The following is a 20671-nucleotide window of genomic DNA, read 5'->3' on the forward strand; positions in this document are numbered from 1 at the left end:
TGTCAGCTTGCGTGTCGGGCAGCGATCAGCGCCGCCCGGCGCGGGTACTCACGTCCACCCACACTGCCAGCACCAGGATCCCGCCCTTGACGATCATCTGCCAGTAGCTGTCGACATCGAGCATCGACATGCCGTTGTCGAGACTGGTGATGACCAGTGCGCCGAGCAGGGCACCGTAGACAGTGCCTGAACCGCCACGCATGGACGTACCGCCGATGAAGCATGCGGCGATGGCGTCGAGTTCGCCCATGTTGCCGGCCGAGGGTGAGCCGGCGGCCAGGCGTGCGGTGTTGACCAGCCCGGCGAACGCACACATCACGCCCATGATGCCGAAAATCCACAGCTTCACGGCCTGTACGTTGATGCCGGACAGGCGCGTGGCTTCCATGTTGCTGCCGACGGCGTAGACACGGCGCCCGAACACCGTCTGGGTGGTGACATAACTGAACACGCCGAGCAGGACCAGCAACAGCAACACCGGAACGGGGATTCCGTCGTAGCTGTTGAGCACATAGACAAAGCTGCCCAGCACCGCGCCGATCAACACCACACGCAACACATCACGAATCAGCGAATGTGCCGCCAGCCCGTGCAGCGCTCTGTTGCGCCGTTGTTTCCAGGTCAGCAACAGCGTCAGCGCCAGCAGCAGAATACCGAGCCCGGTGCCCACCGCATGCGGCAGATAACCCTGGCCGATATAGACCAGCGACGGCGACACCGGAGCGATGGTCGTGCCGCCGGTGATCCCCAGCAGAACGCCGCGAAACGCCAGCATGCCACCCAGCCCGACGATGAACGAGGGGATCCGCAGGTAGGCGGTCATGTAGCCGTTGGCCAGGCCGATCAGCAGGCCGCACAAGGCGACCACGCTCAGGTTTGCCAGCAGCGGCACGTGGTAAACCACATCCAGAATCGCAGCCAGGCCACCGAGCAGGCCAAGCAATGAGCCCACCGACAGGTCAATCTCGCCGCTGATGATCACCAGCACCATGCCGCAGGCCAGAATCCCGGTAATGGACATCTGTCGCAGCAGGTTGGACAAGTTGCGCGGCGTCAGGAAGCCGCCCTCGGTCTGCCAGCTGAAGAACAGCCAGATAACGGCGATGGCAATCACCAGCGCGAGCATTTTGTAGCGGGTAAAGAACTGTTTGACCTGGTTCATCTACGCGGTCTTCCGGGCATTATTGTGAGGGGCATCGGAGTGGCTGAGTGCAGCGGCGAGCACCTGCTCCTGAGTCAGTTCATGATTGATGAAGTCGCCGCGCAACTGACCGTCGCCAATCACCAGCACGCGGTCGGACACGCCCAGCACTTCAGCCAGCTCCGAAGACACCATGATGATCGACACGCCCTCGGCTGCCAGCGCGCCCATCAGCTTGTAGATCTCATACTTGGCACCGACATCGACGCCGCGGGTGGGCTCGTCGAGAATCAGGACGCGCGGGCGGGTGAGCAGCATCTTCGCCAGCACGGCTTTCTGCTGATTGCCACCGGACAGGCTGGTAATCGGCAAAAACGGGCTGGCCGTCTTGAGGTGCATGCGCGAGATTTCCCGGTCGATACTGCCCAGCTCTGCCTCGGCGTCGATACGGGTCATGTTCGAGTAACTGTCGAGGACCGCGAGGGTGATGTTCTGGCCGACGCCCAGGTCCGGAATGATGCCCTGGCGCTTGCGGTCTTCGGGGACCATGCACAGACCGGCGCGTATCGATTTGAGCGGCGTGCGCGTGTCGATAGCCTGGCCATCCAGCCACACTTCACCGGTGTACCGACCGGGATAGGCGCCGAACAGGGCTGACACCAGTTCGGTACGGCCCGCGCCCACCAGCCCGGCGATGCCGAGGATTTCCCCGCGCCTGAGGACGAACGATACGTCGTCGACCCGCTTGCGCCCGGGATTATCGACGTCATAGCAGGTGATATGCCGCGCTTCGAAGATCACCTCGCCGACATCATGCGGCTCGGGGGGATAGAGGTTGCTCATTTCGCGTCCGACCATCTGGGTGATGATCTTCGCAATGTCCATGTCCGCCATTGCGGTGGTTGCAATATGTTTGCCGTCGCGGATGACTGAGATGGTGTCGCACACGGCGGCCACTTCATCGAGCTTGTGCGAGATGTACACGCACGCGACCCCTTTAGCCTTCAGGTCGCGAATGATGTTCAGCAGCACCTCGATTTCGGAACGGGTCAGGGCCGAGGAGGGCTCATCGAGAATCAACAGGCGCGCCTTCTTGTTCAGTGCCTTGGCGATTTCCACCAGTTGCTGGTAGCCGCCGCCATATTGGGAAACCGGCAGTGCCACGTTCATGTCAGGCACTTTGAGTTCACGCATCAGCGACTCGGCGCGATGGATCATGGCCGGATAATTCATGCGTCCGCCGGGGAGCGTCAACTCGTGACCCATGAAGATGTTTTCGGCCACCGACAGGTCCGGGACCAGCGTCAGCTCCTGATGGATGATGACGATCCCTGCCGCTTCCGTTTCGCTGATCGATTGTGCCTTGAGCGGTTGGCCGTCCCACAGGATCTCGCCCTCCCAGGTGCCGTAGGGATAGACCGCCGAAAGGACTTTCATCAACGTCGACTTGCCCGCGCCGTTCTCGCCGCACAGGCCGACGCATTCGCCGGGCTTCACTGTAATATCGATGCCGTTGAGCGCTTTCACACCACCAAAGGATTTGACGATGCCGTTCATTTGCAGCAGGTGGTCAGACATGGCGCAGGGCTCTACGAAGGGGTGATGGCTTGGCCTGAGCGACGACCCTGCCTAACCACAGGGCCGTGCTCTGGCTTTTAGCGACGTATCAACGATCGAGGCTCATTGCCCGTCAATCTGCGCCTTGGTGTAGAACCCGTCTTTTTCCAGCAGGTCGATGTTGTCCTTGGTCAATGCTGTAGGCGTCAGCAAGATGGTGTCGACTTTCTTGCTGCCGTTGTCGTATTGCGAGCTGAAATCGGGTTTCTGGTTGCGTGCCAGTTGAACTGAAAGCTTGGCGGCTTCGCTGGCAATCAGTTTCAGCGGCTTGTAGACCGTCATGGTCTGAGTGCCATTAATGACCCGCTTGACCGCCGCGAGGTCTGCGTCCTGACCCGAGATAGGGACTGTGCCGGCCAGTTTCTGTGCCGCGAGGGCCTGAATAGCGCCCCCGGCAGTGGCGTCGTTGGAGGCGACGATGCCATCAATCTTGTTGTTATTGCGGGTCAGGGCGTTTTCGACAATGCTCAGGGCTTCGGTAGGGCTCCACTCCTTTACCCACTGCTGGCCGACGAGCTTGATATCACCTCTGTCGATAGCCGGTTGCAGCGCTTTCATCTGGCCTTCGCGCAGAATCTTGGCGTTGTTGTCGGTGGGCGCGCCGCCCAGCAGGAAGTAATTGCCCTTGGGCGCTGCTTTCAGCACGCCGTTGGCCTGCATCTCGCCGACTTTTTCGTTATCGAAGGAAATGTACGCATCGATATCGGCATTGAGGATCAGCCGGTCATACGACACCACCTTAATCCCGGCCTTCTTGGCTTCCGCAACGGCATTGGTCAGCACGGTGGCGTTGAACGGCACGATGACGATCACATCGACGCCGCGCGCGATAAGGTTTTCTATCTGCGAGATCTGTTTCTGCTCATTGGCATCCGCCGATTGCACGAAGACCTTGGCGTCGAGCTTTTCCGCCGCCGCAACGAAGTAATCACGGTCGCGTGACCAGCGTTCCAGACGCAGGTCATCAATGGAAAAACCTATTTTCGGGTGCGCAGAGTCAGCCATCACCGGCAGGGACAGCAAGGCCAGCGCGCTGGCGAGCAGCGTACGTTTCAGGGTGTTCATAGGGTGCGTCCTTTTATTGTTGTTTGAGACACTTCTTGACTGGGCGATAACGATAGAACTGTAGAGCGTTGCCGGACGTCGCGTATGAAGATTTGTCGCCTGAATGTCACGGCGACGTCCAGCTAAGCCTGTCAGGCGTAGATAAAGCGATTGACCACACCTTCAAGCAGTTCCTGACGGCCACTGACGGCCTGCGGGTTCAGCTCGTTGGCGAAGGCGTGTTCGGCGAGCGACGCAAGGCTGAATTCGCCCGCCAGTACCGATTGGCCAAATGGCTGCTGCCAGCCTGCGTAGCGCTGGTCCTTGAAGTGCTGGAGTTTATCGTTCTGCACCATGGCCGCGGCACGCTCCAGCGCCAGGGCGAGGACATCCATCGCGGCGACGTGGCCGTGAAACAGGTCGATATCGTCGAGGCTCTGGCGACGCACCTTGGAGTCGAAATTGAAACCGCCGTTGGTGAAGCCGCCAGCCTTGAGGATTTCGTAGGTGGCGAGGGTCATCTCTTCGACGCTGTTGGGGAACTGGTCCGTGTCCCAGCCGTTCTGTGGGTCGCCACGGTTGGCGTCGATGCTGCCGAAGATCCCCAGCGAGACCGCTGTGGCGATTTCGTGGTGGAAGCTGTGCCCGGCCAGCGTGGCGTGGTTGGCCTCGATATTGACCTTGATCTCGTTTTCCAGGCCGTACTGCTGCAGAAAACCGAACACCGTGGCGCTGTCGTAATCGTACTGATGCTTGGTCGGCTCCTGTGGCTTGGGCTCGATCAGCAAATCACCCTTGAAACCTATCTTGTGCTTGTGTTCAACGACCATGCGCATGAAGCGACCGAGTTGTTCGCGTTCACGCTTGAGGTCCGTATTGAGCAGGGTTTCGTAGCCTTCGCGACCGCCCCACAATACGTAGTTGGACCCTTTGAGACGCTGGGTGGCATTCATTGCGCTGAACACCTGGGTCGCGGCGTAGGCGAACACTTCCGGGTCCGGGTTGCTCGCAGCGCCTGCGGCGAAGCGTGGGTTGCTGAAGCAGTTGGCCGTGCCCCACAGCAGTTTTATGCCGCTCTGTTGCTGATGGCGCTCAAGATGATCGACCATGTGCGCGAAGTTGTGGCGATACTCCTTGAGTGAGGCGCCTTCCGGTGCCACATCGGTGTCGTGGAAGCTGTAGTAGTCGATGCCGAGCTTGGAGAAGAACTCGAACGCCGCTTCGGCCTTGCCGATGGCCAGTTCCATAGGGTCACCGGAACCTTGCCATGGGCGCTTGAAGGTGCCGACACCGAACATGTCGGCGCCCGGCCATACGAAGGTGTGCCAGTAGCAGGCCGCCATGCGCAAGTGTTCGCGCATGGGTTTGCCGAGGACCAGCCTGTCGGCGTCATAGTGGCGAAAGGCGAGGGGCGAGTCGCTGTCAGGGCCTTCGTAGCGAACCCTGTCGACGTCGGGGAAGTACGGCATGAGCGTTTTCCTTATTGTTCTTGGCGGTGTCTGGATACTAGCAACGGCCCTGCATGCGCTGATTATGAAAATCGTCAACGTACAGTGCGATTTTGAGTGTTGAGATTCGTCGGTCAGCGGCCTAGTCTGTGGCCCACGGCGTCGTGCTTATCGAATCGGCATAAAAACAATGAAAACCGTACCTCCCGTTCACCGCATCGCGCTGTTGTTCAACGGCAGCAAGATTTATGACCGCGGCATCATCAGTGGCATCGGCAACTACCTCAGCAGCACCCGGGTGTCTTGGGACTTGTTCCTCGAGGAGGACTTCCTCTGTCGCCTGAAAGGCATCGAGCGCTGGCAGGGCGACGGGATCATTGCCGATTTCGATGACCCGCTGATCGGCGAGGCACTGGCCGGGATCAAATTGCCGGTGGTAGCGGTGGGCGGGTCCTATCAGGACGAACGCGCCTACCCGAAGGGCATTCCATATGTGGCGACTGACAATCACGCCTTGATCAAGGCAGCCTACGAGCACCTGATCGAGGCCGGGTTGACGCGCTTTGCCTGCTTCAGCCTGCCTGAAGCGCAAGCCAATCGTTGGGCGCAGGAGCGAGAGCAGGCCTTTCGCCGCTTGCTGCAACGCGACGGCCTGCACGCCGAGGTCTATCGTGGCCTAGGCACCAGCGCGCCGCTCTGGGACAGCGCCGTAGAGCAGCAGATCGCCTGGCTGCAAAGCCTGCCCAAGCCGATCGGCATCATCGCCGTGACCGACGCCCGCGCCCGTCAGCTATTGCAGGCCTGCCTGACCGCCGGAATTGCTGTCCCCGAACAGGTGGCACTGATCGGCATCGACAATGATCCGTTGACCCGGACCCTCACTCGCGTGCCACTGAGTTCGGTCGTTCAAGGAACCGATACGATGGGTCGCACCGCTGCACGTCTGCTGCACCAGATGCTGCACGGCATGCCGTCCTCGGGTACACACATTCTGATACCGCCTGACACTGTCAACGTGCAGGCTTCGAGTCTGCATCAGCCCTTGGGTGACCCCTATGTGATGCAGGCGCTGCTGTTTATCCGGCAGTACGCGTGCCAGGGCATCAAAACTGCACAGGTAGCCGCCTATGTGGGCGTCTCGCGCTCGTCACTGGAGTCGCACTTTCGTCGGGTAAGGGGCTGCAGCGTGCACGACGAGATCCTGCGTTTCAAACTGGCCGCCGCTGCAAACGGACTGGAAAACACCGGGCTGGCTATTGCCGAGATCGCCCGTGATTGTGGTTTCCGGTCTGCGCAATACCTGCACACCGTGTTTCGTCGCGAGTTCGGCTGCACGCCGCGAGAGTACCAGCAGGGTGCCAATGCGGCCGTGCAATGCTCAAGTACCTGACAAGGTCAGGCAGCCACGACCCTGATCGTCCAGAAGTCGGAGGACAGATTTTCATCCAGCAGATAACTGTAGGGCAGGGTGAAGTAGCCTTCCATGCCCCAGCCAGCGCCCCATGAGTTGCGCAAGATGAAATGCTGATGGGCATCGTTGTAGCCCACTGCCAATACGCAGTGCCCTCCCAGCATTTTTTCGTGAGGACCCGGCATTGGGGCATGCCCGGTCTTGGCAACTTTCTTGCTTTCAAAGCTCTCGTAGACGGAAAAACCAATGACAAACGGATAACCTGCCGCCAGGCAGCCTTTCATCTGATTGAGGTTTTGCGCAACTTTCTGATAAGACACCGCCTTGTACTTTCTTGCATCCTTGTAGCAGGCTGCCGGAGGTTTGACAGCAAACTTCTCAATATCATAAGGCCACTCTTTCTCGGGACAATCACCTTGCTTCACTACACTTTTAATGCCGTGCCGGATCATCGCGCCGCTGTCCGAATCGACGGTATGTTCAATAACCCGTTCGTTGTAATAGATAAACAACCGCGAGGGTTCGAATGCCGGCGTCAGCTTTTGCTTCATGCGATCAAACTGAATCGCTCCGGCAATGCCGTTTGCGGTGCAACTGCCCAGTTGGCCCTGATCGTATACAGGCGGGCAATGGGGGCGCAGGTCAACCCTGTGTGGAAGCGCCGCCAGTGCGGTGGGCGGGGCGGCATACAGATGATCGCGATGATCAGGCAGATCGCGAATCCATCCATACTGTTTGACGGTATAGGTCATTTCGTATCCCCTTGTAAGGCACGGTCAGGAAAATTGATATCGCTCATGTAAGCAGGTTTTCGATAGGCGTGGATTAAAATTCATTTAGTACATAGTGTGCTATGAGTTGGCCGGGCAGGCTTGGTTGGCCAAGGGTGTTAGTTGAGTAAAAACCATTTTAATCAGTTCATTACATGGCCTTATGCAATGGGCTTACACCTCTTTTTGCGCATGGCACGGACCAGGGGTTTTATCGGAAGTGGCGAAACGATACCGCTTGGGCGGAACCTGTCCTGCACCCTGATAAGCGTACCAATTGGTACATTTAAATTGACAGCGTGCGGTGCACGGGCTAAAAAATACTCCTTGGTACAGTTATGGGCGAAGCGTCAATCGCCGCATGCAAGATGAGGGGGTAGGGGGATGGAGACGATGAAACTGCATGAAGTACTGACTGCTCGCCTGCGTATCGATAAGCCGCAAGCGCTTTGCAACCCGCAGCGGGGGCAGCGCAGCAGCGGTGAGATACTGGGAGGAGAGTTTAACGGCGATGGATTGCAGGGGCAGGTTCTTCCGGGAGGCAGCCTTTTTCTCGTGCCCCAGGATGACAGCCTTGCACGATTCAGCCTGTACTACACCTTGCTGACTGACGATGGAATAAAGATAGATGTCGTTGGAGAGGGGCTCGTGGCCTTCGATGAAGCGGACCGCGCACCATTGGACGAATCGCGCTGTCGGTTCACGTGCAGCAAGCAGTTCAGCGTTGCTTCCGGTGCGCATGATGACCTGCAGAGAAACCTGTACGTCGGCAGAGTAAATTTACACGCCGGGGATGACCGCATGCGTGTCAGTATTTTTCAGGTTAACGAGATATAAAGAGCCTTCACAGAAGCAGGCAGATGTGAAAGCGAGTGTTGGCTTTGTCTATTGAGGCGCAACCCTTGTCGTCGACACCTGTCGGGCCCGGCGCAAAGAAATTTAAACTATTTTTTCTATTGATGTATAGAAGCAGGGCTTGATTCGTTTGCACCCGGAAGAGGGGGTGCCTTGTCAGGCCTGAGCGTGTGGGAGCTGGATGCTCCGGGTACTCGGCAGCACAAGCAAAGCATCGTGAAAAGGCTTCATCCGGGGCCGTTGAAGCATGTTCATTGCATCCCGATCATTTTGTCGAAGTCGCCAGTTCACAGGGGTTTGAACTGCTCGAAATGTTGTCTCCCGACAAGCAGCTCGAGCGTTACTGTCAAAGGCGTGAGGAGGGTCTGTCGCTCACGCCGAATATCTATCTGGTTTATTCGGTTAAGGCGTGAACCTTACTGGCTGACAAAAAAGCTCAAGCCCTTGCCGACCCCACACTCATAACTCACTGGACTGCCCACCTGTTGATAACCAGGAACATTCAGCGTGGTCATGCTGAATGTGGCGGTGCCGTTCGAGCGTATCTGATAGCGAATGAATTGCTCGATGGGCTTGTTATTGCGATCGAGGCTGAAGTGAGTGTCCGAAAACGCCAGGGTGCCGTCGGGGGTAATGCGGTAGGCATCGATGCGTTTGCCGCCTTTGGTTTTGGACGGCTCGGCACCGGCGATCGAGGATTTGCATTGTCCCAGGTCGATCACCACGGCGACCGACTCTCCAGTGTTCAACGCCTGGGTAATGGCGGAGTAGGTGGGTAGTGCGTCGCCTGCGTGAGCGAGGCCTGGCAGTGAAAGAGCAAACAGTGCAGCGGCGTAGGAATGTTTCATGGCAGCTCCAGGAAGTCAGTCTGAAGGGCGAAAAGACCCGTCCATCTCGCAATTATCGAGCGTCGCGAAACCTACCATAAGCTTCGATCCAGATGGGCCCACGATAGCAGTGGCACCTCTCTGTTCAGAGCATCTTCATCCTTTTTCCTGTTCTGCCGATAGACATGACGGAGTTAATTTATTCACCGGTCACGGGAAGGGGATTGAAGATGCTGAGACAGCTGAAAATAGCCGCGCGGACCTCCGCCTGCTTTGCGTTGATGGTGGTGCTGGTGTTCGGGCTTGGTATTTTCAGCATTCAGCAATTGCACGGTATTCGTGAGCAATCGCTTGAAATCGAAAACGACGCGCTTCCAGGGATTGCGCTGGGTGACGATATTGCCCTGGCGGTCGAGAAAACCCGCACTACCGTGGCTAAAATGCTTGCCTCGCATGACCCTGCACAGGTGACTCTGGCTCACACCGAGCTCCTTGAAAAGAAGGCCGGGTTCCAAAAGGCCGTAGAGGCCTACGACCCGCTCATCACCGAGGATGACGAGCGCGCGCTCGTCGAGGGGCTGAAGAGCACTTATCAGGGCTACATCGACCGTGCCGAAAAGGTCTATACGCTGATCAACGAGAACCAGGCGGATGCCGGAAGGGCGCTAGTCTGGGGCGAGATGAAGGGCATGGCGGAACGTATCGAAGCAGCCCTTGGCAAGCTTGAAAAGATCAATGATGACTCCGAAGCCGAATCCAGCGCTGCAGCTACCTCGGTGTATGAAAACGCCGTGGCCGTTACTCAGGCGGTCATGTTTCTGACGGTGTTGCTGACCGTATTGCTTGCCTGGCGTCTGACCAAAAGTCTGGCAGTGCCGATCAGTCAGGCGCTGCACAGCTCGGAAACCATTGCCGCGGGCGACCTGCGTCCCAGCGCAATCAACCGTGAGGGCACTGATGAGGCGGCCCTGTTGCTGCAATCGATGGAGCGCATGCGCGGCAATTTGAACCAGACCCTGACCCAGGTGGGCGATGCCGCTCACCAGTTGGCGTCGGCCACGGAAGAAATGAGCGCCCTGATGGTTAACAGCAACGCCGATCTGGTGGTGCAGAACAGCGAAATCGAAATGGCCGCCACCGCCGTCACCGAGATGAGTCAGGCGGTCGATGAAGTGGCGCGTAATGCGGTGACCACTTCGGTGGAATCCAAAGCTTCTTCGGTGTCGGCCCGCGAAGGTCAGGAAGAGCTCAATCAAACCGTCCAGTCGATCCTTGAACTGACCCGAAATGTTGGCACGGCCTCGACCGAGGCGCAGGCGCTGGCAACCCGCACGCTGGATATCACCAAGGTTCTGGATGTTATCCGCGCAGTGTCTGAGCAAACCAACCTGCTGGCGCTCAACGCGGCCATCGAAGCGGCACGCGCGGGCGATGCCGGACGGGGTTTTGCCGTGGTCGCCGACGAGGTACGCGCGCTGGCCCACCGTACCAGCGAATCGACTCGCGAGATCGAAACCATGATCGGGCACATCCAGCAGGGCACCAAAAGTACTCTGGTCGCGCTTGAAGTCAGTACCGAACAGGCGCAACGCACCAAACAACAGGCCGAGTCAGCCAACGCTGTGCTGGCCAGCATCGCCAGTTCGGTCATGGTCATCGATGAGCGCAACACGGTGATCGCCAGCGCCTCCGAGGAGCAGGCACTGGTCGCGCGGGAAGTGGACCGCAACCTGGTGCGCATCCGTGATTTGTCGGCACAATCGGCGGTGCGCACCAGCCAGACCGGCAGTGCCAGCCAGTCACTGGCCGAGCTGGCGAGTGACCTGACGACCACCCTGGGGCAGTTCAAGCTCAGATAAGACGGGCCGATAGCAGGCCCGTTACCGCATCGATTCGTTGTTGTCCGTGCAACAGCGAATCGACAAAGTGTCCGGCGTTTGCGCCGGTAAAACCTGGCTACTGCGCACCCACACCATCCAGCGCAACGGCGTGAAATCGCCTGCTGCCGGGCCTCGCGCCATAGCCAGGCGCAGCGCACGGTTTTGGGCATGACCTGTGCACTGCTGATCAGGATTGTTTTCCTGAGCCAGCGGAGCCACCCGAATGCCTGATGCCGTCCCGACCCCAAAGACCAACCGCCTGCATGCAATAGGGCGCACTCTGGTGCTGACCCTGCTGGCCACCAGCCTCGTCGCAACTGCGTATGCCGAGGACAGCGACGTGCCTTCGCTGGCCGGTAAACGCATTGCGATCAGCATGACCGGCACCAGTCACTACTTCGATATCAAGGCCTTCCAGGCGCAGGTGGATGAGGTCAAGCGCCTAGGCGGCACGCCCATCACGCTCGATGCCGGTCGCAACGACAAGAACCTGGTCAATCAATTGCAGACCGTGGTCACGCAAAAGCCCGATGCAGTGATCCAGACCCTCGGCACCCTCAGCGTTATCGACCCGTGGCTCAAGCGCATCAGCAAGGCGGGGATTCCGCTGTTCACCATCGACGCGCCGTCGCAATACAGCCTCAACAACACCACGTCCGACAACGTGGCCACTGGCAAGGCATTGGCCGGGCAACTGATCAAGGACGCAGGTGGCCAGGGTAATGTGCTGGTGTTCAATGGCTTTTATGGCGTGCCGGTCTGCGCCATTCGTTATGACCAGCTCAAGTTGGCGCTCAAGGATCATCCCGAGCTGAAAATTATCGAGCCGGAGTTGCGCGATGTCATTCCCAACACGGTCCAGGACGCTTACTCGCAAGTTTCGGCGCTGCTCAACAAGTACCCCAAAGGCAGTGTTTCGGCGATCTGGGCCGCCTGGGACATCCCGCAACTGGGCGCCAGCAAGGCGCTGATCGACGCCGGCAGAACCGAAATCAAGACCTACGGCGTCGACGGCACGCCGGAAGTGCTCGAGCTGATGCGCCGCGAAGATTCGCCGGTGGGTGCTGTGGTTGCCCAGCAGCCTGCATTGATCGGCAAAACCGCGGTGCAGAACGTCGCCCGTTACCTGGCCGGACAGCACGATCTGCCAAAGGAGACCCAGGTGCCCACCTTGCTGACCACGGCCGCCAATCTGCCGGACGTGCAAAAGCTCAGAGGCGACAACTGACGCGGGAGATCGATCATGGGATCAGCGATTACAGACGTTGCGGCGTTGCCACCAGCCTTGCACTTGAAGGGTATCAACAAGCGCTTTGGCGCCACCCAGGCGCTGGACGGCGTCAACCTGCGAGTCGAGGCCGGAACGATTCACGGGCTGGTGGGTGAAAACGGGGCGGGCAAGTCGACCCTGATCAAGGTTCTCGCCGGTATTCATCGTGCCGATGCCGGCCGTTTGAGTATTCACGGCCAGCCGTTCGAGAGTTTCACGCCGCGTCAGGTCGAAGCCGCAGGCGTGCATTTCATTCATCAGGAAAGATTGCTGCCGGGCAGCTTCAGCGTCGGCGAGGCACTGTTTTTCGGGCAGGAAATCAAGCGTGGGCCCTTCGTCGATCGCCGCGCCCAAGAGCGTGAAGCGGCAAGACTTCTGGACGATTACTTTGCCATGCGCCTGCCCGCCGGGGCGCTGGTACGCGATCTGGACAGCGCCCAGCGACAGATACTGCAGATCACTCGCGCGTTGCTGGCCAGGCCGAAGGTGCTGGTGTTCGACGAGCCGAGTGTGTCACTGGTCAAGCAGGAGGTGGACCGCTTGCTGGACATCGTTCGCCGCCTGCGCGATGAAGGGCTGACCATTGTCTACATTTCCCACTATTTGCAGGAGATCGAATCGCTGTGCGATCAGGTCACCGTGCTGCGTAACGGCCGCGATGTGGCGGTGGTCGATCCGGCACTTACCAGTACTGCGCAGATCGCCCGGCTGATGGTCAATCGGGAGGTCGGCGAGCAATATTTTCGTGCCCGCACATCACCCGGCACGCCCGTGCTTCAACTGCGTGGGCTGGGGGCAGGGCGCTTCTACGACGGCGTTGACCTGAGCGTGCGGCGTGGCGAAGTGCTGGGCCTGACCGGTCTGGTCGGCTCGGGTGCCAAGGAGCTGCTCAAGAGCCTGTTCGGGCTGCTCAAGCCGGATCGCGGCGAATTGCTCTTGAACGGTCAGCCTTTGCAGTTGAAATCACCGCGTGACGCGGTACGCCATGGCATCGCACTGGTCCCCGAGGAGCGCCGCACGCATGGCGTGGCACCGGCGCTTTCGGTGCTGGAGAACATCACGCTGGCCAGCCTGGGACGCTTCAGCCGCTGGGGATTGCTCGACGCTGCGGCGCAAGCCGGGGAAAGCCAACACCTGATCGACGAACTGGCAATCAAGACCTCAGGCCATGATGCGCCAGTGCACGCGCTCAGCGGTGGCAACCAGCAGAAGGTTGCGCTGGGCAAGTGGCTGAGCCGCCATTCGACGTTATACCTGCTGGACGAGCCCAGCGTTGGCGTCGACATCGGCGCCAAGGTGGAGATCTACCGATTGATTGCCCGGCTTGCCGAGGACGGCGCGGCGGTGCTGGTGCTGTCGTCGGACTTGCCGGAGCTGATCGGCATCACTCAGCGCATTGTGGTCCTGCACAGAGGACGCATTGCAGGCGAATTCGATTCATTGAGCACCGACAGCGACCAACTGCTGGCCTGCGCCACGGGCGCCAGTGAAAGCGACCATGACAGCCAATCACTCCCTGCGGAGGCCCATTATGTCCGCGCTTGATCTATCCGTTGCGCAGGCTGGCGATCCAGCGCAGCGCTGGCTCGTGCAGCTGGCGCAGCGCGGTTCGTTGCTGGTGTTTCTGGCGATTTTGCTCGGCTTTGCCGTCAGTGCGCCGAACTTTATCAGCCTCGGCAACATCAGCAATGTGTTCGCCCAGTCAGCAACCCTCGGCATACTCGCACTGGGGCTGACCTGCGTGGTTATAGGTGGTGGTTCCAATGTGGTCAGCGGCGGCCTGGACCTGTCGCTGGCGGCCAATCTCGGTCTGTGTGCGGCCGTCTACAGCAGCCTGAACAATGCCGGGTTCGATGCTTGGCAAGCGATTGGCCTGACGCTCGGCTGCGGCCTGCTGGTCGGTGCGTTCAACGGCCTGGCGGTGGTGTTTCTACGCTTGCCGCCGCTACTGGCGACCCTGGCGAGCATGAACCTGATTGCCGGCCTAGAGCTGGTGCTGACCCAGAACACTGTGCTGGCGACCGACTCGGCATTGCTCGACAGCCTGGCGTCCGGCGTCTGGCTGGGCATTCCCGCGCTGGCCTGGGTACTGCTGGGTGTCGCTGCGGTGTTGTGGCTGGTGATTCAGCACAGCGCGTTTGGTCTGCGTCTGTACGCCATTGGCGAGTACCCGCAAGCCGCCGAGGCTGCCGGGTTGAATCTGCGGCGCTATGTGTTTGCCAGTTACCTGATTGCCGGTGGCTGCGCTGCGCTGGCTGCATTCTGCTCCGCAGCGTTTTTCAGCGGCAGCACGACCGGTTCCGGGGACATGCTGCTGTCAGTGGTGGCCATCGCCTTTCTCGGTGTGGTGTTCTCGCGGCGTCTGGTTGCCAATATTCCCGGCACCCTGTTGGCGACGCTGCTGCTGGGCTTTCTGATCAACGGCTTTCAATTGCTGAACATTTCCAGCTTCTGGGTCAACGGCGTGCAAGGCGTGTTGATTCTGTTGGTGGTGGCATTTTCCGGGGCATTCGGCCGCCGGGAGGGTGAACAATGAGTACGCTGACCCTGAGTACCTCCTCGACGCTCGTCAAGGTGCTGCCGCGCCTTTTGCCAGCGGTCCTGCCGCTGTTGGTGTCGGTCATCCTGCTGTTTTTCGCGATCAATGCGCCGGGCTTTCTGAGTTGGGGCAACCTGTCGAGCCTGGTGCTGAACAACTTCGTGTTGCTGGCCATCGTCGCAATCGGCATGACCTTGGCCGTTGCGGCTGGCGGCATTGATCTGTCGGTGGGAACGGCGCTGGACTTTGCCGGCCTCGGTTTCGTCGTCACCCTGAATGGCGGTCATGGTCTGGGCGCGGCCATTGCGGTGGCCCTGCTGGCAGGTGGCATTGCGGGGGCGTTCAACGCGATGCTGATCGCCGGGCTGCGCATTTCGCCGTTCCTGGCGACGCTGGGTACGCTGTTTATCGGCACCAGCGTGCAACAGTTGTTGTCCGACGGTGGCCAGCCGATCTATATCGCTCAGGGCGCGTTACCGGGCATCAGCGCTGTGTTGATCCTCGGCGTGCCGTTGCCGCTGTTGGTGGTAGGGTTGCTGGCAGGGCTTTACGGGCTGATTCTGGCGCGTGGCCGTCTGGGACGGGAAATCCTTGCGCTGGGCACGCAGCCGCAGCTGGCGTATTACTCGGGCCTGCCCACGCGGCGCATTGCCGTGCAGGTGTTTTTCGCCAGCGCGCTGGCCTGTGCGGTGGCGGGTATCCTGCTCAGCTCGACGGTCAACGCCTACGTGCCGATGTCAGGCAACGCTTACCTGATCAATGCCATCGGCGCGGTGTTCATCGGTACGACGCTCAGTCGTCAAGGGCGTCCGAATATTCCGGGCACACTTTTGGGTGTGCTCTTCATCAACGTGATCGCCAACGGCCTGTTGCTGATCGGCTGGAACTTCTATTGGCAGCAGGTTGCGACCGGGGCGCTGATCTTTCTGGTGCTGGCGTTCAGTTTTACCAGTCGCCACCTGCTGCGTAACGCGGTGTGAGTGCTCTTTACGCGTTGCCTTTACCGCTGCCGATCTGCCAGACAAACGGCGGCTCGGTGCCGTTGATGCGCCAGTCACCGACAATGCGCGCCTTGTAGATCAGCGGATTGTGCGATGCCGCTGTGCGCGCATTACGCCAGTGGCGATCCAGGGCCTTGTTGACGCTGACACCTGAAGCGCCCAGTGCGTTGAACAGCTCAGTTGCAGCGCGCAACACCAGTTCCGAGACGATCACCTGGGCCTTGGCGGTCTCGATTTCGGCGGCGATATTGGCGTCTTTTTCCCGCTGTGGGTCATTGCCAAAACGTGCCACGTACGCACGCTGCAATGGCTCGGCGGAGCGCAACGTTGCGGCCTCTGCGGCGTAGACCTGAGCGGCGATCTGACCGACCACTTGCTGCACTTGTGAGTCCTGGCTGACGCTCCCGGCGTTGCCATGGCTGAAGACGCGTTTGCGATCGCGCACTTCCTGAGCGATGTCGCGTTCGACAGCTCGACCAATACCGGCCAGCACCGCCAGCAGCACCAATTGATAAAACGCCGTCTGGTATTTGAAGCGTTGCTCGAACGGTATGACGTGTGTGGCCGGCAGCGGTACATTGTCGTAGACCGAGGTGCCGCTGCCGGTGGTGCGCTGGCCGAACCCGTCCCAGTCGTCACTGTGGCGCACACCGGCATGCCTGGCGTCGACGACCGCGATCACGTCGGCGCCGGTATCGGAGCGCTGGGCGTAGACGTCGATCCAGTCGGCAAAGATGCTGCCGGTGCTGTAGAACTTGGTGCCGTTGAGCACGAAACCATCGCCTTGCGGGCTGACCTTGGTAATCACGTCGCCGATTTTCACCGCGCCGACTTCGGTCCAGCCGTTACCCACCAGATCCCCGGCGACAAAGCGCGCAAACCACTGGTCACGGTCCGCGCCGGGTGGTGCATTCAGGCGGTCTTCAACGAAGGCGAAATGCGCGCGCAGGGCTTGCGGAATGTTCGAGTCGGCTTCGGCCAGCTCGATCAGCAGTTGAAACAGCTGGCTGATCGATGCACCCGCACCGCCATATTCGGTGGGTACACGTACAGCGCCGAACCCGGCTTTCTGCAGCCAGGCAATCGCTTCATGGGGCAGGGCGCGTGCTTGTTCGCGTTCGACGCTGCCAGCGCCGATCTCACGGAAGATCGGGCGAAATCGGTTGGCCAGGGTTTCGTAATCGGTCCCCAGCGAGAGCGGGTTTGAGCCGGTTGTTTGAGTCATGCAGTACTCCTGAGCGCGAAGAGATCGGCACACGGGCCGGTGGAAGGTTCGCAGGACTCTCTGCATGCTTTATGCCTGAATATAACTAATTGATTTTAATAGCTTATTTTTGGTGAGATGTTTTTCTTGTTGGTCAGCCAACAGTGGCATGAGCGCTGGCTGGCAAATCCCATCGCGTCGTCGGCCACGTCGGCAGCTCATGAGCCCTGAAATACCTGTGTCTGCGCTGGATGCGCTGCGAGTGCGCCGCTGTTCGGCCAGCAACAGCGTTCGAACATTTTGCGCTGCAGGGTGCGGCCATTCATGAGCGTTGCTTCGCAACTTACTGCTTTTAAAGGGAAATAGTTTTCGGCACGGGCTGTGCAATGTTCAGGGTCAAGCGTGTTGAGTGTTTTCAACCTGTCGCCAACGAGCAGGAGCCTGTCCATGAGTTTTCCTTCCTCCCTTTCAACTGCCGCACCTCCCGCAGCGCATATCATTGGCTCGGACGCCGAAGCCCTTGAAGTGGCCAGAGCATTGGCCGGTCGCTTCGCTGAAGAAGCTTCAGTGCGTGATCGCGAACGGCGTCTGCCAGTCGCCGAGCTGGATGAGTTCTCCGCCAGCGGCCTTTGGGCCATTACCGTACCCAAGGCCTATGGCGGTGCGGGCGTTTCCTACGTCACCGTCGCGGAAGTGATCAAGCTTGTTTCTGCCGCTGACCCTTCACTCGGGCAAATCCCGCAGAACCATCTGGGCGTGCTCGATATTCTCTTGCAGACCGGCACCGAGGAGCAGAAGCGCCACTACTTCGGCAAGGCGCTGGCCGGCTACCGATTTGGCAATGCGTTCTCGGAGTCGAAAAGCAAGAACGCCGGCGCCTTCCAGACCCGGATTCGATTCGATGGCGAGCACGCAGTGCTGGACGGCGAAAAGTTCTACTGCACCGGCGCACTGTTCGCGCACATCGTGCCGGTTTCAGGCGTCAACGAGCAGAATCAAGCGTTCATCGCTTTCGTCGAGCGTGACAATCCGGGGCTGACCATCATCGATAACTGGGACGGTTTCGGTCAGCGCACCACGGCCAGCGGCGGGGCGGTGTTGAAGGCCGTTCGCGTACCCTCGAGTGCGGTGATCCCGGCGCATCGCGCTTTCGACGAACCGACTGCCCATGGACCGATTTCGCAGATCATTCAGGCGGCGGTGGATACCGGCATTGCTCACGGCGCGTTCGAGGAAACCCTGAAGCACGCCCGGTTGGCCCGGCCATGGATCGACAGCAAGCAGGATTTCGGTTGGCAGGACCCGTTCAGCATTGCTGCCATCGGCGACTTGCAGTGGCGGCTGCACGGCACCGACGCGATCCTCGCCAAGGCCGGGCAGGCCATCGACCATGCCCTGGCCGAACCCAGCGAAGCCAGCGTCGCACAGGCCTCGGTAATCGTCGCCCAGGCCAAGGTGCTGTCGGCGCAGATTGCCTTGCTCGCCAGCACCCAGCTGTTCGAACTGGCCGGCACCCGCTCGGTGCTCGGCAAACTCAATCTGGATCGTTACTGGCGCAACGCGCGGACCCACACGCTGCATGACCCGGCGCGCTGGAAATACCACCTGATCGGCAATCAGGTGCTCAACGGTATCGCGCCGCCACGTCACGCCTGGAACTGATCGAGGAGTACGCCCATGACACATCCCGCTGTTACCGCACAACTGGCGGTTGCTACCGAAGACCTTGATCAGGCGCGCCAGGGCCTGCAACACACACTCGACTACCTGCGTGAGCACGGTCGGCCGTGGTCGCTCAGTGGTCTGCAGCGCATCGTCGATGACCCCTATGTGATCAGCAAGGTCGGGGATCTGCAGATTCGTCTGGACGTCGCCGCCGCGCTGCTGGAACGCGCCCGGCGGCAGGACGGTTCTGCCGAACAACGCCTGATCGCCAGCAGCGAGGCGGTCATTGCCAGCGCCGATGCTTTGCAGGCGGTGGGCAATATTCAGTACGAATTGACCGGGCAGCGCCCGTCACTGCCAGCCCCAACCGGCCGTGAACCGCTGCGCTGGCACTATCAGGTTATCGGCAATCAACGCCTCAATGGCGTGGTTCCGCCGCAGCTTCAGGAGTAAGTGTATGTCCCGCCAAATCCGCCTCAACGCGTTTGACATGAACTGCGTCGGCCATCAATCGCCGGGCCTCTGGGCGCATCCGCGTGATCGCTCCTGGCAGTACAAGGACCTCGAATACTGGACCGATCTGGCGAAAGTTCTCGAGCGCGGCAAGTTCGATGGTTTGTTCATTGCCGATGTGCTGGGTATTTACGACGTCTATCGCGGCAACGGCGAGGCGGCGATTCGCCAGGCCACTCAGGTGCCGGTCAACGACCCGTTGCAGCTCATCCCGCCCATGGCGCTGGTGACTGAACACCTGGGCTTCGGCCTGACCGCGTCGCTGTCGTTCGAACATCCCTATCCGTTTGCCCGTCGCCTGTCGACGCTGGATCACCTGACCAAGGGGCGCGCAGGCTGGAATATCGTCACCTCGTATCTGGAAAGCGGCGCGAAGAACCTGGGCCAGAAAACCCTCACCGAACACGACGCGCGCTACGACTACGCGGAGGAGTATCTGGAGGTGTGTTACAAACTCTGGGAAGGCAGCTGGGAAGACGGCGCGATTCTGCGTGACCGGGAGCGCCGGGTATTCAGTGATCCCACCAAAATCCACGAGATCCGCCATGTCGGCAAACACTTCCAGGTGCCTGGCATCCACTTGTGCGAGCCGTCGCCGCAACGCACGCCTGTGCTCTATCAGGCTGGCGCTTCAAGCCGCGGCAAGCAGTTCGCCGCCGAGCACGCCGAATGCGTTTTCGTTGCAGCCCCCTCGAAAGTCCTGCTGAAAAAGACCGTGGCCGATATCCGCCGGCGCACTGCAGAGGCTGGTCGCGACCCGTCCAAGGTGCTGATTTTCAATTTGCAGACGGTGATCCTCGGCGAGACGGATGCCAAGGCCAAGGCCAAATTCGAAGAATACAAAAGCTGGGTCAGTTATGAGGGCGCGATGGCTTTGATTTCCGGCTGGACCGGCATCGACTTCAGCCAGTTCAAGCCCGACGAACCCCTGCGCCACGTTCACACCAATGCCATTCAGTCGGCCGTCGAGACCTTTTCCACGGCAGACCCGAACACGATATGGACGCCGCAGGCTCTGGCCGATTGGGTCGGCATCGGTGGCTTCGGCCCGCTGTTTGTCGGCAGCCCGGAAACCGTGGCCGATCTGCTGCAGGAGTGGGTTGAAGAAACAGACGTCGACGGGTTCAACCTGGCGTACGCGCTGACCCACGAAACTTTCATTGACGCGGTCGAACTGTTGGTGCCGGAGCTTCAGAAACGCGGCGTCTACAAGACCGAATACGCCAATGGCACGTTGCGCGAAAAGCTGTTTGGCGATGGCTCGCGCCTGGAAGCAGGTCATCCGGGTGCCGGATTCCGCGACCTGGCTGCGCTGCATCGCAACCGGCAGACAGAGACTGCGTGAACGCGTGACACATAGGGTCACGACAGGCATTCCCACTGGAGCGTGGGAAACGAGAATTCTCCAGATCACTATTGTGCCCACTCCGCGTGGGCATGCCTTTCTGGACGCTCCGCGTCCGATGTTGAGTGCTCGGAACGGTAT

The 20671-nt window shown here is 60.0% G+C and carries 18 protein-coding genes; 10 read left to right on the forward strand and 8 right to left on the reverse strand.

Going from position 1 to position 20671, the window contains the following annotated elements:
• Positions 1-25: 25 nt before the first annotated feature.
• The 4 genes from JOE34_RS17545 to xylA form a co-directional block, all read right to left on the reverse strand.
• Positions 26-1162: a sugar ABC transporter permease gene (locus JOE34_RS17545; protein ID WP_004417553.1), complete on the reverse strand. Its 1137-nt coding sequence runs from the start codon at positions 1160-1162 to the stop codon at positions 26-28.
• A complete protein-coding gene (xylG, locus tag JOE34_RS17550; RefSeq protein WP_046265944.1) occupies positions 1163-2719 on the reverse strand; it encodes a D-xylose ABC transporter ATP-binding protein in 1557 nt (518 codons plus the stop codon).
• A gap of 102 nt (positions 2720-2821) precedes the next feature.
• Complete coding sequence (gene xylF / locus JOE34_RS17555; protein ID WP_010405191.1) at positions 2822-3823, reverse strand: D-xylose ABC transporter substrate-binding protein; 1002 nt, start codon at positions 3821-3823, stop codon at positions 2822-2824.
• A gap of 131 nt (positions 3824-3954) precedes the next feature.
• A complete protein-coding gene (gene xylA / locus JOE34_RS17560) occupies positions 3955-5271 on the reverse strand; it encodes a xylose isomerase (RefSeq protein ID WP_024663180.1) in 1317 nt (438 codons plus the stop codon).
• Between the two features lie 169 nt (positions 5272-5440).
• On the opposite strand from xylA, the gene JOE34_RS17565 reads away from it, so the two are divergent.
• Positions 5441-6640 carry a XylR family transcriptional regulator gene (locus tag JOE34_RS17565; RefSeq protein WP_032662114.1) on the forward strand — a complete coding sequence of 400 codons (1200 nt, stop codon included), beginning with the start codon at positions 5441-5443 and terminating at the stop codon, positions 6638-6640.
• Positions 6641-6645: 5 nt separating this feature from the next.
• Here JOE34_RS17565 and JOE34_RS17570 read toward each other — a convergent pair whose 3' ends face one another.
• Positions 6646-7413, reverse strand: a complete 768-nt coding sequence (locus JOE34_RS17570; RefSeq protein WP_003393999.1) for a C1 family peptidase — start codon at positions 7411-7413, stop codon at positions 6646-6648.
• A gap of 402 nt (positions 7414-7815) precedes the next feature.
• Here JOE34_RS17570 and JOE34_RS17575 point away from each other — a divergent pair, with 402 nt between their 5' ends.
• The gene (locus JOE34_RS17575) at positions 7816-8268 is read left to right on the forward strand and encodes a DUF3237 family protein (RefSeq protein ID WP_003394002.1); all 453 of its coding nucleotides are present in this window, start codon (positions 7816-7818) and stop codon (positions 8266-8268) included.
• A 434-nt stretch (positions 8269-8702) separates the two neighbouring features.
• Here JOE34_RS17575 and JOE34_RS17580 read toward each other — a convergent pair whose 3' ends face one another.
• Complete coding sequence (locus JOE34_RS17580) at positions 8703-9134, reverse strand: VirK family protein (protein WP_003394006.1); 432 nt, start codon at positions 9132-9134, stop codon at positions 8703-8705.
• 209 nt (positions 9135-9343) lie between these two features.
• On the opposite strand from JOE34_RS17580, the gene JOE34_RS17585 reads away from it, so the two are divergent.
• The 5 genes from JOE34_RS17585 to JOE34_RS17605 all read left to right on the forward strand — a co-directional run bounded on the left by JOE34_RS17585 (position 9344) and on the right by JOE34_RS17605 (position 15782).
• Complete coding sequence (locus JOE34_RS17585) at positions 9344-10972, forward strand: methyl-accepting chemotaxis protein (RefSeq protein ID WP_032662112.1); 1629 nt, start codon at positions 9344-9346, stop codon at positions 10970-10972.
• A gap of 244 nt (positions 10973-11216) precedes the next feature.
• Positions 11217-12221 carry a sugar ABC transporter substrate-binding protein gene (locus tag JOE34_RS17590; protein WP_003394013.1) on the forward strand — a complete coding sequence of 335 codons (1005 nt, stop codon included), beginning with the start codon at positions 11217-11219 and terminating at the stop codon, positions 12219-12221.
• Between the two features lie 15 nt (positions 12222-12236).
• On the forward strand, positions 12237-13808 hold the full coding sequence (locus tag JOE34_RS17595; protein WP_057445356.1) for a sugar ABC transporter ATP-binding protein: 1572 nt from the start codon (positions 12237-12239) through the stop codon (positions 13806-13808).
• Positions 13795-14799 (forward strand): ABC transporter permease, encoded by a 1005-nt coding sequence (locus tag JOE34_RS17600; RefSeq protein WP_024692374.1) that lies wholly within the window; start codon positions 13795-13797, stop codon positions 14797-14799. The genes JOE34_RS17595 and JOE34_RS17600 overlap by 14 nt, the downstream gene beginning before the upstream one ends.
• Positions 14796-15782, forward strand: coding sequence for an ABC transporter permease (locus JOE34_RS17605; protein WP_004417563.1), 987 nt, complete (start codon positions 14796-14798; stop codon positions 15780-15782). Before JOE34_RS17600 ends, JOE34_RS17605 begins: the two co-directional genes overlap by 4 nt.
• Before the next feature lie 7 nt (positions 15783-15789).
• Here the strand turns inward: JOE34_RS17605 and JOE34_RS17610 are convergent, their stop codons facing one another.
• Positions 15790-17028 (reverse strand): acyl-CoA dehydrogenase family protein, encoded by a 1239-nt coding sequence (locus tag JOE34_RS17610; RefSeq protein WP_057445357.1) that lies wholly within the window; start codon positions 17026-17028, stop codon positions 15790-15792.
• A 197-nt stretch (positions 17029-17225) separates the two neighbouring features.
• On the reverse strand, positions 17226-17456 hold the full coding sequence (locus tag JOE34_RS25920) for a hypothetical protein (protein WP_003394030.1): 231 nt from the start codon (positions 17454-17456) through the stop codon (positions 17226-17228).
• On the opposite strand from JOE34_RS25920, the gene JOE34_RS17620 reads away from it, so the two are divergent.
• From JOE34_RS17620 to JOE34_RS17630, 3 genes are read left to right on the forward strand one after another with little or no spacing between them, the layout of a single operon-like run.
• On the forward strand, positions 17455-18669 hold the full coding sequence (locus JOE34_RS17620; protein WP_003394031.1) for an SfnB family sulfur acquisition oxidoreductase: 1215 nt from the start codon (positions 17455-17457) through the stop codon (positions 18667-18669). The genes JOE34_RS25920 and JOE34_RS17620 overlap by 2 nt on opposite strands.
• 15 nt (positions 18670-18684) lie before the next feature.
• The gene (locus JOE34_RS17625; RefSeq protein WP_003394033.1) at positions 18685-19125 is read left to right on the forward strand and encodes a hypothetical protein; all 441 of its coding nucleotides are present in this window, start codon (positions 18685-18687) and stop codon (positions 19123-19125) included.
• A gap of 4 nt (positions 19126-19129) precedes the next feature.
• Positions 19130-20530, forward strand: a complete 1401-nt coding sequence (locus tag JOE34_RS17630; protein ID WP_003394036.1) for an LLM class flavin-dependent oxidoreductase — start codon at positions 19130-19132, stop codon at positions 20528-20530.
• Positions 20531-20671 lie beyond the last annotated feature (141 nt).

Source organism: Pseudomonas sp. PvP028, assembly GCF_017832255.1.
GTDB lineage: Bacteria > Pseudomonadota > Gammaproteobacteria > Pseudomonadales > Pseudomonadaceae > Aquipseudomonas > Aquipseudomonas syringae.

Excerpts from the sequence above, each read along its gene's own strand:
- JOE34_RS17545 (WP_004417553.1), bottom strand. The coding sequence starts at position 1,162 with ATGAACCAGGTCAAACAGTTCTTTACCCGCTACAAAATGCTCGCGCTG.
- xylG (WP_046265944.1), bottom strand. The coding sequence starts at position 2,719 with ATGTCTGACCACCTGCTGCAAATGAACGGCATCGTCAAATCCTTTGGT.
- xylF (WP_010405191.1), bottom strand. The coding sequence starts at position 3,823 with ATGAACACCCTGAAACGTACGCTGCTCGCCAGCGCGCTGGCCTTGCTG.
- xylA (WP_024663180.1), bottom strand. The coding sequence starts at position 5,271 with ATGCCGTACTTCCCCGACGTCGACAGGGTTCGCTACGAAGGCCCTGAC.
- JOE34_RS17565 (WP_032662114.1), top strand. The coding sequence starts at position 5,441 with ATGAAAACCGTACCTCCCGTTCACCGCATCGCGCTGTTGTTCAACGGC.
- JOE34_RS17570 (WP_003393999.1), bottom strand. The coding sequence starts at position 7,413 with ATGACCTATACCGTCAAACAGTATGGATGGATTCGCGATCTGCCTGAT.
- JOE34_RS17575 (WP_003394002.1), top strand. The coding sequence starts at position 7,816 with ATGGAGACGATGAAACTGCATGAAGTACTGACTGCTCGCCTGCGTATC.
- JOE34_RS17580 (WP_003394006.1), bottom strand. The coding sequence starts at position 9,134 with ATGAAACATTCCTACGCCGCTGCACTGTTTGCTCTTTCACTGCCAGGC.
- JOE34_RS17585 (WP_032662112.1), top strand. The coding sequence starts at position 9,344 with ATGCTGAGACAGCTGAAAATAGCCGCGCGGACCTCCGCCTGCTTTGCG.
- JOE34_RS17590 (WP_003394013.1), top strand. The coding sequence starts at position 11,217 with ATGCCTGATGCCGTCCCGACCCCAAAGACCAACCGCCTGCATGCAATA.
- JOE34_RS17595 (WP_057445356.1), top strand. The coding sequence starts at position 12,237 with ATGGGATCAGCGATTACAGACGTTGCGGCGTTGCCACCAGCCTTGCAC.
- JOE34_RS17600 (WP_024692374.1), top strand. The coding sequence starts at position 13,795 with ATGTCCGCGCTTGATCTATCCGTTGCGCAGGCTGGCGATCCAGCGCAG.
- JOE34_RS17605 (WP_004417563.1), top strand. The coding sequence starts at position 14,796 with ATGAGTACGCTGACCCTGAGTACCTCCTCGACGCTCGTCAAGGTGCTG.
- JOE34_RS17610 (WP_057445357.1), bottom strand. The coding sequence starts at position 17,028 with ATGACTCAAACAACCGGCTCAAACCCGCTCTCGCTGGGGACCGATTAC.
- JOE34_RS17620 (WP_003394031.1), top strand. The coding sequence starts at position 17,455 with ATGAGTTTTCCTTCCTCCCTTTCAACTGCCGCACCTCCCGCAGCGCAT.
- JOE34_RS25920 (WP_003394030.1), bottom strand. The coding sequence starts at position 17,456 with ATGGACAGGCTCCTGCTCGTTGGCGACAGGTTGAAAACACTCAACACG.
- JOE34_RS17625 (WP_003394033.1), top strand. The coding sequence starts at position 18,685 with ATGACACATCCCGCTGTTACCGCACAACTGGCGGTTGCTACCGAAGAC.
- JOE34_RS17630 (WP_003394036.1), top strand. The coding sequence starts at position 19,130 with ATGTCCCGCCAAATCCGCCTCAACGCGTTTGACATGAACTGCGTCGGC.